This is a genomic window from Leminorella grimontii ATCC 33999 = DSM 5078 (assembly GCF_000439085.1).
Taxonomy (GTDB): Bacteria; Pseudomonadota; Gammaproteobacteria; order Enterobacterales; family Enterobacteriaceae; genus Leminorella; species Leminorella grimontii.
Genome location: NZ_AUUA01000001.1, coordinates 796,997 through 809,465 on the forward strand (window position 1 = coordinate 796,997; position 12,469 = coordinate 809,465).

10 protein-coding genes are annotated in these 12,469 nt (G+C 51.7%); 5 read left to right on the forward strand and 5 right to left on the reverse strand.

Annotated elements, in window-relative coordinates; translation table 11 throughout:
* Nucleotides 1–3 precede the first annotated feature (3 nt).
* Nucleotides 4–273, forward strand: a complete 270-nt coding sequence (gene minE, locus G544_RS0103625) for a cell division topological specificity factor MinE (RefSeq protein ID WP_027273324.1) — start codon at nt 4–6, stop codon at nt 271–273.
* A gap of 70 nt (nt 274–343) precedes the next feature.
* On the opposite strand, the gene G544_RS0103630 is transcribed toward minE, so the two are convergent.
* The 5 genes from G544_RS0103630 to yoaA all read right to left on the reverse strand — a co-directional run bounded on the left by G544_RS0103630 (nt 344) and on the right by yoaA (nt 6,605).
* Entirely contained in the window at nt 344–877 is a 534-nt protein-coding gene (locus G544_RS0103630; protein WP_027273325.1) for an O-acetyl-ADP-ribose deacetylase, read from the reverse strand.
* Between the two features lie 27 nt (nt 878–904).
* On the reverse strand, nt 905–2,029 hold the full coding sequence (gene rnd / locus G544_RS0103635) for a ribonuclease D (protein WP_027273326.1): 1,125 nt from the start codon (nt 2,027–2,029) through the stop codon (nt 905–907).
* 86 nt (nt 2,030–2,115) lie between these two features.
* Nucleotides 2,116–3,798 (reverse strand): long-chain-fatty-acid--CoA ligase FadD, encoded by a 1,683-nt coding sequence (fadD, locus tag G544_RS0103640; protein WP_027273327.1) that lies wholly within the window; start codon nt 3,796–3,798, stop codon nt 2,116–2,118.
* Between the two features lie 107 nt (nt 3,799–3,905).
* Complete coding sequence (gene tsaB / locus G544_RS0103645; protein ID WP_027273328.1) at nt 3,906–4,607, reverse strand: tRNA (adenosine(37)-N6)-threonylcarbamoyltransferase complex dimerization subunit type 1 TsaB; 702 nt, start codon at nt 4,605–4,607, stop codon at nt 3,906–3,908.
* A 75-nt stretch (nt 4,608–4,682) separates the two neighbouring features.
* Nucleotides 4,683–6,605 (reverse strand): DNA repair helicase YoaA, encoded by a 1,923-nt coding sequence (yoaA, locus tag G544_RS0103650; RefSeq protein WP_027273329.1) that lies wholly within the window; start codon nt 6,603–6,605, stop codon nt 4,683–4,685.
* Nucleotides 6,606–6,850: 245 nt separating this feature from the next.
* Here yoaA and G544_RS0103655 point away from each other — a divergent pair, with 245 nt between their 5' ends.
* From G544_RS0103655 to G544_RS21960, 4 genes are all read left to right on the forward strand, one after another.
* The gene (locus G544_RS0103655; protein ID WP_027273330.1) at nt 6,851–7,195 is read left to right on the forward strand and encodes a RidA family protein; all 345 of its coding nucleotides are present in this window, start codon (nt 6,851–6,853) and stop codon (nt 7,193–7,195) included.
* Between the two features lie 999 nt (nt 7,196–8,194).
* Nucleotides 8,195–8,878 carry a fimbrial protein gene (locus G544_RS22400; protein ID WP_027273331.1) on the forward strand — a complete coding sequence of 228 codons (684 nt, stop codon included), beginning with the start codon at nt 8,195–8,197 and terminating at the stop codon, nt 8,876–8,878.
* A 479-nt stretch (nt 8,879–9,357) separates the two neighbouring features.
* Complete coding sequence (locus G544_RS0103665) at nt 9,358–10,623, forward strand: fimbrial protein (RefSeq protein ID WP_027273332.1); 1,266 nt, start codon at nt 9,358–9,360, stop codon at nt 10,621–10,623.
* A gap of 344 nt (nt 10,624–10,967) precedes the next feature.
* Nucleotides 10,968–12,215, forward strand: coding sequence for a fimbrial protein (locus tag G544_RS21960; RefSeq protein WP_081650730.1), 1,248 nt, complete (start codon nt 10,968–10,970; stop codon nt 12,213–12,215).
* Nucleotides 12,216–12,469: the final 254 nt, after the last annotated feature.

Genomic DNA, 12,469 nt, shown 5'->3' on the forward strand with positions numbered 1-12,469 from the left:
GACATGGCACTGTTAGACTTTTTCCTGTCGCGTAAAAAGCAGACGGCCAACATCGCCAAAGAACGCCTGCAGATTATCGTGGCCGAACGCCGCCGCGGCGACAGCGAACCGCACTACCTGCCGCAGCTCAAGCGCGATATTCTTGAGGTTATCTGTAAATACGTGCAGATCGACCCTGAAATGGTTAGCGTGCAGCTGGAGCAAAAAGGCGACGACATCTCCGTGCTGGAGCTGAACGTGACCCTACCGGAAGCCGAAGAGAAGCGGAGCTAAATCCCCTTTTCTCTTTTACTAAATGGAAAAAACGCCGTTTATTGCTTGTTGAATAAACGGCGTTTTTTATTCAGGCGTCATTTATCCCCGCCAACAGCGCCCGATAAATATCCGCATTCTCCTGCTCAAAGCAGACAACGTTCACCTTCTCAATCGCCGGATTGTCGGCAAGCGCATCAAAAATCGCCGCCAGCGCGATTTCCGCCGCCGCTTCTTTTGGGAAACGATAAATGCCGGTGCTGATATTGGGGAAAGAGACGCTGGCTATGCCAAGCGCTTTCACCCGTTGAAAACAGCTGCGATAGGCCTTTTGCAGCAATTCGGCCTCATTTCTTTGCCCGCCGCTCCAGAACGGCCCAACGGTGTGGATCACGTATTTAACGGGCAGCTTTCCCGCCGAGGTGACAACCGCTTCGCCCACGTCGCACTTGCCCTGGCGCGCGATGATTTTGCGGCATTCGTCGAGGATCTCCTTCCCGCCGGCTCGGTGTATGGCGCCGTCAACGCCACCACCGCCCAAAAGAGAGGTATTCGCCGCATTCACAATCGCGTCAGCGGCGATAAGGGTGATGTCGCCTTTCAGGACGTGGATTTTCTCTTTCATACGGTGATTTCCTTAACAGAGCTACTGCTACTGCTGCTGCGCCATAAACGCCCTCAGCCGCTCTCCCATCAGCTCGCCGCGCCAGCCTTGCAACAGCTCGGGCGTACACGTTTCCTCACGGGACTGCCAGTAGGACTTCAGCAGCTGGTTAATCTGCCGGCGGGAGGCCAACAGCTCGGCATTCAGACCGCACTCCGTTGAAATCGTCTGAACGAGCGTCTTAATCTCTTTAAAGACCCTTTTATAGTTCGGGTAGTCAACGATGCGGACAATCCTTTCAGGCAGTTCAGCGTCGTCCAGCGCCGCGCCTTCTGCCGCCAGCTTTAACAGAGTGCGCCCGTGAAAGCGGATCTCTGGCCCGCTCAGACCAAGCGACTCCAGCTCGGACATCGACGTCGGCTGACGTTTCGCCACCTGCCAGAGGCTGTCTTCTCGTACGACAAAATTGACCGCCATATCGCGCTCGCGCGCGTAGTTCAAGCGCCACGCGGCCAGCAGCTTAAGTACGCCCAGCTGGCGCTCGTCCAGCTGCCAGGCGTTGTTGATTTCAAAGTAGGCCGCGTCAGGACTGAGCGTTTCGCCGCGGCGGGCGCTCATCATGATGCACTCGTCCTCTGCCGCAGCCAGCCAGCCTCGCTCCTGCGTTTCGTTTTGGATCTTTTCAGCGATCGGCAGCAGGTAGTAAACGTCGGCAGCGGCATAAACACACTGCTTCTCCGTGAGCGGCCTTGCCAGCCAGTCGGTGCGAGATTCGCTTTTGTCCAGCTCAACGCCCAGATACTCGGCCACCAGCGTGGCAAATCCGGTAGACAGCGGACGCTGGTTAAACGCCGCCAGCACCTGCGTATCAATCATCGGATCCGGCATCACGCCGAATTCATGTTGGAACACTTCCAGATCTTCGCTGCAGGCGTGAAGATACTTAATCACCTGCTTATTGGTCAGCAGCGCGACGAACGGCGACCAGTCTTTAATATTAAGCGGATCAACCAAAGTGACATTGTCACCATCATACAGCTGTATCAACCCCAGCTGAGGGTAATAGGTTCGGGTGCGGACAAACTCGGTGTCCAGCGCAATAAGCGACTTCTGGGAAGCGCTGTCGCACATGCCCTTCAGCTGTTCATCAGTCGTAATCAGTTGATAGTTCAAAACGGTTCTCTTTATAGAATTTCTTAACTACAACGCCGGATAATCCGGCGCTATGAATAGATAAATACACAGAGCGCTATACCGCCCTACTTGTCGTCTTTAGGCTTCATCGCCTCGTCGCGCAGCGCCTTTCTCAAGATTTTGCCCACGTTGGACTTCGGCAGCTCTTCGCGAAACTCGATAATTTTGGGCACCTTGTAGCCGGTTAACCCTTCGCGGCAGTGCGCCAGCAGCTCTTCGCGCGTTAGCGTAGGGTCTTTTTTTACTACGCAGATTTTTACCGTCTCGCCGGAAACCTCGTGCGGCACGCCGATAGCGGCCACCTCCAGCACTTTCGGATGGTGGGCCACGACGTCTTCGATTTCGTTGGGGTACACGTTAAAGCCGGAAACCAGAATCATGTCCTTCTTGCGATCGACGATTTTCATAAAGCCCTGTTCATCCATCACCACGATATCGCCGGTCGCCAACCAGCCGTCTTTCAACACTTCTCGCGTTGCTTCCGGGCGCTGCCAGTATCCTTCCATCACCTGCGGCCCCTTTACCCACAGCTCTCCGGCCTCGCCTTTAGCAACGTCGTTGCCGCTGTCGTCCACCAGGCGAACCTCGGTCGATGCGACGGGAAGACCGATGCTGCCGCTGTATTCTTTCAGGTCGTAGGGGTTACCCGCCACCAGCGGCGAGCACTCCGTCAGGCCGTAGCCTTCAAGCAGGTGCGTGCCGGTGAGCTGGTGCCAGCGCTCGGCGACGCTGCGCTGCACTGACATACCGCCGCCGACGGTAATGTGCATGCGGCTGAAGTCCAACTCGCGGAAGTCTTCATCATTAAGCAGGGCGTTAAACAGCGTGTTTACGCCGGTCAGGGCCGTAAACGGATAGCGGGAGATCTCTTTCACCATGCCCTTTAAATCGCGCGGGTTAGTGATAAGAAGGCTACAGCCGCCGATTTCCATAAACAGCAGGCAGTTCACCGTAAGGGCGAAGATGTGATAAAGCGGCAGCGCCGTCACCACCATCTCGCCGCCGACGGTCAGCAGCGGGCTGTAGTTGGCACACGCCTGCGCCATATTAGCCAGCAGGTTGCGGTGGCTCAGCATGGCGCCCTTAGCGACGCCGGTCGTTCCGCCGGTATACTGCAACAGCGCCAGATCGTCATGGCCCAGCTGCGGCTTGACGTACTGCTGGTGGCGACCGGTGCGCAGCGCGCAGCGAAACGACACCGCGCCGGGCAGGCTGTATTTGGGCACCAGCCGTTTAACGTATTTCACGACAAAGTTGACCAGCGAACGTTTGCCCACGGCGAGCTGATCGCCCAGGCCGGTCAAAATAACGTGCTCAATAGCGGTGTTCTTAACCACCTTATCCAGCGTGTGGGCAAAGTTGGAAACGATGACGATGGCCTTGGCGCCGCAGTCGTTTAGCTGATGTTCCAGCTCCCGCGGCGTATAGAGCGGGTTTACGTTAACCACCACCAAGCCTGCGCGCAGCACGCCAAACAGCGCTATCGGATATTGCAGCACGTTGGGCATCATCAGCGCGACCCGATCGCCCTTTTTCAGGCCCAGCGTATTTTGTAAGTAGGCGGCAAAGGCGCGGCTGCGCTTTTCCAGCCGGCGAAAGGTCATCACCTTGCCCTGATTGATATAGGCAGGCTGATCGGCAAAGCGCCTGACCGAGTTCTCAAACATATCCGCCAGCGAGTTATAGCGATCCAGATTGATGTCCGACGGAACGTCTTTGGGATAGCGAGATAGCCAGATTTTTTCCAATTTTAACTCCTTTACGACCGCGTCCTTTTCCCGTTGTTATTCTCATCGGAAAGGCTAAGAGCGCGCCACAGTGCAATATTTATTCAGGGCTTAATGCAATAACAATTCTATTCTCGACCCGGCAGCTTCTTCCAAGCCACTTCGTTACGCAGATAAACGGGTTCTATGCGATCCGCCGGCAGCGTTTCGCCTCGCTGCCAGCGCGCCAGCGCCAGAGGCAGCATATCCTGCGCGTGGGGAAACAAAACGCCACCGTCCCGAAGCCTGGCCGGGCTGCCGTTCCCCATATCGGGATACGTTTGCCAGCCGGTGCCGACGGTCGCCCACTCGCCGCCGACGGCGCTCAGCGACTCGCTCACGCTCAAGGGAGCAAGTACGCTTTCACCGCCAACGGCCAGCCATTCGCCCTGCGCCGAGCGCTCATAGCGCCCCCAGTAAACTTCGCTCATGCGGGCATCAATCGCCGACAGCACTCGCGTTGCTCCGCTAATGCGGTAAGCGCCCTGCGCCATGGTTTCCAACGTTGACAGGCCAATGACCGGCAGCTCAGCACCCAGCGCCAGCCCTTGCGTAATGCCAATAGCAATGCGTACGCCGGTAAAGCTGCCGGGGCCATGACCAAACGCCAGAGCGTCAAGGTTTTGCAGCGTCAGGCCGGACTCATCAAGCGCCTGCTGCACCATAGGAAGCAGGCGTTGGGCATGTTCACGCGGACACTCGGCATAAACCGAATGAACCTCGCCGTCGTTCCAAACGGCGACGGAACAGGCTTCAGTAGCAGCGTCAATGGCCAGAATTCGTGTAGACATAGAAAACCTCAGGCAGGACCTTCTTTTTGAATATAACTAAAGTGGGCAATAGTATCATATAGGCACCATTCGCCTCTATTTATCGTCATTCGGCGGCGTTCCCTGCTTTAGAAAAGCCATCGCTTTGTCCAAATCGCGCGTGCGCGGCGCCGGCGGCAGGCTATTGAGGAAGATTTCGCCGTAGGGGCGCATCACCAGGCGATTATCGCAAATGACAATCACGCCGCGATCGGTCGTGTCGCGAATAAGCCGCCCTACGCCCTGCTTAAGGGTAATGACCGCGTCGGGAAGCTGAACCTCTTGAAACGGATCGCCGCCGCGCAGCCGGCAGTCCTCAATGCGCGCCTTAAGCAGCGGATCGTCCGGCGCGGTAAAGGGCAGCTTGTCGATAATCACGCAGGACAGCGCATCGCCCCGTACGTCTACGCCTTCCCAGAAGCTGTTGGTCGCGACCAGCAGCGCGTTGCCCGAAGCGACAAACTCCGACAGCAGCTTGGCTTTGCTGGTCTCTCCCTGCATCAGAACCGGCAGCGTCATGGTTTCACGAAAGACCACCGTCAGGTCGCGCATCATCTTGTGCGACGTACAGAGGAAAAAGCAGCGTCCGTCGTTGGCCTCAATCAGCGGGCGCAGCATGTGAGCCAGCTGCTTTGCGCCGTTGAACTGATTGGGGGACGGCAAAAAGCGCGGCACGCATAAGAGCGCCTGGTTGGCGTAGTCAAAGGGGCTGGCCAGCAGCAGCGTCTCCGACTTGGTCAACCCCAAGCGCTGATTGAAGTGCTCCAGCGACTCATTGACCGACAGCGTGGCGGAGGTAAATATCCAGCTCCCCTTTTTGTCCTTCATCACTTCCTGAAACTTTTCCGCGACCGACAGCGGCGTCAGCGCCAGAATAAAGTGGCGGGCGCTGCACTCATACCAGTAGCTATAGCCGGGGATCGAGACGTCCTTCAGGCGGGTTAAGCGCGAACGGTAAAGGGTCGCGCGTTCGAAGGCGGCGTCCAGCAGGGCCGAACGCCCAAGCGCCATTTTAATGACGTCGTAACACAGCGTCAGCGCGTCGTCTACCAGCAGCAGCGCCCGTTGAACCGAAGCCTGCTCAAGCAGGTCTCGCAGGTTGCCGCGAAAGCCCGGATCGCCGAGCGCCAGCCTAAAATCCTGCGTGCTTTGCGTCAGGCGATCGGCGCTCTTTTGCAGCTGCGCCATATCCCGCACTTCCGTGCGGTAGGCGATAGTGATGTCTTTGGCCAAGTCCATCAGCTGGCGGCTGGAGAGCTGCTGGCCGAAATACTGGCTGGCGATGTCCGGCAGCTGGTGCGCCTCGTCGAAAATCATCACGTCGGCGTCGGGGATAAGCTCGGCAAAGCCGGTCTCTTTAACTACCACATCGGCTAAGAACAGGTGATGGTTAACCACCACCAGATCGGCCTCCATCGCTTTACGCCGCGCCCTGACCACGAAGCACTCTTTGTAGTTGGGGCAGTCGCCGCCCAGACAGTTGTCGTTGGTGCTGGTCACCAGTGGCCAGATGAAGCTGTCTTCCGCCACCTGCGTGCAGGTGCTGATATCGCCGTCTACGGTGCTGGAAGACCAGCGTCTAAGCTTGACGAGATCCTTAAGCGATGCGTCGGACAGCTCGCCGCCGGTCATGCTCTGCTGCTCCATGCGCTCCAGGCACAGGTAGTTGGAACGCCCCTTAAGCAGCGCCAGCTTGCCGCTAAACTCCAGCGCGGTAGCTACCGTCGGCAAATCGCGGGCGAACAGCTGGTCTTGCAACGCCTTGGAGCCGGTCGAAACGATGACCTTCTTTTTAGAACGCAGAGCGGGAACCAGATAGGCGTAGGTTTTACCGGTACCGGTGCCGGCTTCAACCACCAGCTCCTGGCCCTTTTTTATGGCCGTCGTGATGGCTTTCGCCATTATCCGCTGGGGTTCACGCGGCTTGAAACCGTCAATCGCCTTGGCCAGCGCGCCTTTGGGAGAGAAATCGTCCGTCAAATCAGTTGTCCGTCATTGTGGCCGCCATCATATGACGGAAAGTAAAAAACAAAACTGTCGACTATTATGCCAAGGCTCCCCACCTATCACCACTCGGATTTCCATTTCCACTGCTTTGATATCGCGAGTTCTTGTGAAAATGTATTCCCGCAGGCGGTTATGTTAACCTCTCGCCCTATCCGTTTTCTAAACCGAATATGTAGAACGGTTTTATTGTTGAACTCACCCTTCAGGAGCAATGCCCTATGACTCTCGAACGCATCAACCCGGCCAAGCGCTGGTCGGACGCCGTGGTTTATAACGATACGATTTACTACACCAGCGTGCCGGAAAATCTGGACGCCGACGCAACAGAACAAACCGCCAACGTGCTGGCCGATATCGACAGAATGCTCGCGCAGCTAGGGTCGGATAAAACCCGCATTATCGATGCGACCATATTTTTGGCCGATCGCCGGGACTTCGCCGCCATGAACGCCGCCTGGGACGCCTGGGTCGTCGACGGCAAGGCGCCGGTGCGCTGCACCGTTGAGGCGGCGTTGATGAATGCGAAATATAAGGTGGAAATCAAGATTGTTGCCGCCCGCTGAGCGTTAAGCCGATAGCTGAACGTATATTAATGATGATGGCCGGAAGATTTTAATTCGTCTCCCGGCTTTTATTTTTAGGCAAGAAGTGGAAATTCCCCAAGCATACAAAAACAGGTAACAAGATCGGATATAAGATAAAAATCAATGTGATAGGCCAACAACAATTCACAATTCAAATCGATGAGGCAAAAATAGAATTAAAAATAGAATATTTCACCAAACAGCGACAACATAACGATCTATTAGGAATATTCGGCCTGACTAAGGCAGAAAATATGACCTAAGAGATTTATTAATATCAATAAGATAGCCCCTTCGCTCCCCCGTCTTAAAATTGACACGTTACAACGCGTTATTTTTAATAGCTGCCACAGTAAAAGCAGACTTCATGGTCCAAGAGCCCCAAAAAGTCTCTCTGCGTCGTCAAAAAGATAAGGGACTACGATTTTGAAACGCTATCTAACCACTACTCGCCTATTCCTCACTGTAGGCTTAAGCTATATTTTATTCGCTACGTCAACTCAAGCAACGGTGATTTATCATTATCCCGTGTGGACAGGCTCTACTGACAATGCGGGTACCTGCACTTATAGTCTATCCGATCTTGCGCCACTATCAGTACCGAGAACGCTGGTTGTTGATAACAACCTGCCTAACGATACTGAGTTGTTCCACTGGAACTACAGTGAGTTTGTACCCAATATAAGCGGGTACTGTATGCCTAATGGTGAAAGATTAGGCAATAGCAGCGATATGGCTGTCCTTTCGACGTCTCTCCTTCCTCAATTTGGAGCTTTTGAGACCAACGTTCCTGGAATTAGGCTAAAAATTTATTACACGTATACTGACCGTGGCGTGGGAAAGGACGGCAACACGGAGACAACGCGATGGTATCATGACGGTGCTCTACTACCAGGGACAACGCCTCTTAATATTGAATACCTGTGGGAAGGGGCTTATTTCGGAAGCCACTTTGCCCCCGACGGCAACATGGCACCTATGCCTAAGACTAAATATTCTTTTTCTCAGACGGCTAATCGGATCGGTTATTCCCTTCGCGCCGTATTAGTTAAAACGGGATATGTGACGTATACCTCAACACCATTATCACTTCGGGCAGGCGTATTCTTTGGCAATAATAAAGATGGCTGGACTTCAGTTCCCAACCTTATTGGCAGTGGGGGCATTACCATCGTTCCCCCTTCCTGCCGCCTGAAAGGCGCGACCGACTATACTATTGACATGGGCCGCTGGCTCCATGCCGGCCCCAGCAGCCTCCAGCCTGGTATATCTCTGCCAGTCAATGGCCTTGCCAAGCCCGTCAACATCAACCTTGAGTGTTCCAGCAAGCTGAACAACGTCTATTTCCGATTTGAAGACGCGGGCACCTCTCCGTTGAGCAATAATAATATTAGTTTGTATGACAGCGGTGGTACCAAAATCGACGGATTAGAAATCGAAATGCTGTACCGCGGTAATCACCTCAACGTGGATAATTCTTCCAAAACCAATGTCGGCCCGCAGGGTACGATAAATACGAGCCCTGCGGATACCCTCTTCAACAGCCAGTCCACCATCCCCTTCACTGCCCGCTACGTTCAGCGCAGCGCGATTAAAAAAGGCGGCGCCAGCTATACCGGGCCGGTCACCGGCAAAGTAAATATGTACGTCACCTATCAGTAATGACCGCACCGTTGGCGGCGCTCCAGTCGCCAAATCCAAAGCGTCTCAAATCTCAACTGTTCCATGAAATTCAGGGAAATAATTCACCAACAATTCGCAGTTCAGAATATTTCAATGATGTTACAAATCAAAAAAGATCAATTCGCTAAAAAATAATAACATCACGATCTAATCATTAAACAAAGCCATTTAGAGGTAGAAAAAATACCCCTTGTCATCTATCAATATCAATAAGATAGAATCATTGCACTTCCTCTAACAATTGACACGTTGACTAAACGCTATATTTTAACCGCCATACCAAAGGCTGGTTCTATAAGTCAAACAGGCGGAGAATTCCACAGTTTTCGAATGGATATAAACGCTAAAACACGCATTAATTCTCAGAGTAAAATTTAAAGCTCCGCAGCAATAGTCGGCCTCAATTAAAGCAACGCTCAGTAATACCTTCGGAACCTTCAGCAAAGGGACAGGAAATAATGTTGAAATCTCATTTTAAAGCGGCTTATACGCTAAGCGTTATTGGGCTATGCTACTTTTCATTTAGCTTTTCGGTTCAGGCTTTAACGCTAGTGCACTATCCCCAGTGGGTTGCTGGCGGAGCGGCTAGCGGCACTTCCGGCACCTGTTATCACACTCTTCCTGAACTGGCCCCTCTCTCTGTGACAAGAACGCTTGTCGTAGATAATCACCTACCGGTAGGTAGCGAACTTTTTCATTGGGGATACGGTGAATTTATTCCCAATATTAACGGTTACTGTATTCCGAATGGCACTAATAACGTTTCGTCTTACGGTCGTTTTTTCACCGTATTGGCGGGAAACGCTTTCGCCGATGCCAACGGTGCTTTTGCGACCTCCATACCTGGTATCGGAATAAAGTTTTTTATAACCTATACGTCAAGAGGCGTTAGCGCCTACCGCCCCGCAGCCTCATCCCAAACGAGCCGTTTAGTCAGCTATGCTGGCTGGATCCCGGCTTCAACGCCTATCAATATCGAATACCCTATAATGAATAGCAATGGTTCGGGCGTTTGGTTTTATACCGACGTTACTACCACCTCACCAGCAACGCATCACTTCTCACAACAGGCTAATAACGTAGGTTATTCTATCCGCGCCGTGTTGGTGAAAACGGGCAATATCACTTATACAACCACACCGCTATCTATTCCCCAATCGGCTGAGTTTAAGGCGATAGATCTTGGAAATACGACCAACCTTCCAAACCTTATCGGCGGCGGCGGAATAACCATTGTTCCCCCTACCTGTAGATTAAAAACGCCAACTGACTATGCTATCAATATGGGTCGCTGGGTACACAGCGGCCCTGGCAGCCACCAACCCGGTATTGCTCTCCCTGCCTACGGCGTGGCCAAACCTATCAACATCAACCTTGAGTGCTCAGGTTCTCTGGACAACGTCTACTTCCGATTTGAAGACGCAGGAACTTCACCGCTGAGCAACAAAAACGTCAGCTTGTATGACGGTAGCGGCACCAGAATTGACGGACTGGAAATCGAAATGCAGTACGGCGGTAGTCGAATTAACGTGGATAATACAACCAAGACCGATGTAGGCGCCCATGGCACAGTCAAAACCAATCCGCAGGATTTCTCCTTCAACAGCCAATCCACCGTCCCCTTCACCGCCCGCTACGTGCAGCGCAGCGCGATTAAAAAAGGCGGCGTCGGCTATACCGGGTCGGTGACGGGCAAGGTGAATATGTACGTAACTTATCAATGATGATGGCATCGGAGGCGGCGAGTTTGCCGCCAACCGTCAGACATTAAATTAGAGTAGAACGGAACGATCAAGGTAATATACCACCAACAATTCAACATTAAAAACAATGAGATAATTTTTTTATTAAAAACAAGATATTACTCCAAGCGGTGATCTTATCACGATCTATTAGGGAAATATTTTTAAACTAAATCAGAAAATTTAACCTGAGTAATTTATGAATATCAATAGGATATGACCTACATTCTCTGACCTAAAATTGACACGTCGCACCGCACTATTTTTAATAGCCAGCATTCATTAAGGCGACAATAGTTAATTCTTCAACGGACAGGGATATAATCATGTTGAAATCTGATATTAAAACCACTCATATTTTTGGGGTTTTATGGTTATATTTTTTTTGTTTTTCAACCCAAGCAATAACTTTTACACACAATCCCAACGCTACAAGCTCCTGCTATTACAACTTACCAGAGCTTGCTCCTCTGTCTGTTCCAAGAACCTTGGTCGTGGATAATAATCTGCCAAATGGCACCGTGCTATATAGCTGGGGATATAATGAGTTCATTCCCAACATTAATAGTTATTGTACGGGATTGCCAGTATCATCTACGCTCCCTTCCACCATATTATTCTTTTACCCTGCAGGGCAACATGCCTTTTCAGGCGGAAGTAACGGCGCTTACCCAACGCGGATCCCTGGTATTGGAATAAAATTTTATTTTACCTACACGGCCAGAGGCGCTAGCGCCAGAAGCACTACACTCAACACATCTGCAGCACAGGCAAACGGTTCTATTCTTTCACCTTCAGAACCACTCAACGTTGAATATACTTTGCTCTATAACATTATGTTTCCACCTGTTGGTGTTGAATTCAGGTCGGACATAATATCTTCCAACCCATTTAGTTATTCTTATAGCCAACAGGCCAACCACATAAACTATTCAATTCGCGCTGAACTGATTAAAATAGGAACCATACCTTACAGTTCAACACTCTTATCATCTCCCCTATTCATGAATAATCCCCCCTCAGTCAGGGTAAATAACAGCTACACTAGCGTATCCAATGTAATTGGCGGTGGAGGAATTAGAATTGTTCCGCCGTCCTGCCAATTAAAAAGCTCAACCGACTATTCCATCAATATGGGCCGTTGGCTTCACAGCGGCCCCAACACACTCCAACCCGGCATATCTCTTCCCGCTTACGGTCCGACCAAACCTATCAACATTAGCCTTGAATGCTCCAGCAAGCTGAACAATGTTTACTTCCGATTTGAAGATACTGGTACAGTAAAGCTGAGTAATAAAAATATCAGTCTCTACGACGATAATGGAACCAAAATTGATGGAATAGAAATCGAAATGCTTTACAACGGCAGCCGCATTAACGTGGACAACTCAACCAAGACTAATGTAGGCAGTCAAGGAACGCTTAATACCAATCCTGCAGAGACTACCTTCAACAGCCAATCCACCATCCCCTTCACCGCCCGCTACGTGCAACGTAGCGCGATTCAAAAAGGCGGCGTCAGCTATACCGGGTCGGTGACGGGCAAGGTGAATATGTATGTGACCTACCAGTAATCCCTACATTATGGGCGGCGCATATCCGCCCAATCTGTATTTTCGACTTAAATATCTTATAAAATTCAGCGCAATAGGCCGCCAACAATTCGCACTTCAGAGTAAACAAGTGAATCTATCTATCAAAACAGGTAGTTTTACCATTAAATAAGCGCATAACGAGCTAATCATTGCGCCATTACGTTCCAAAATAGAAAAAATAACCTGGCGCATTTATTCTTATCAATAAGATAGCAACATCCTATTTATCTCTC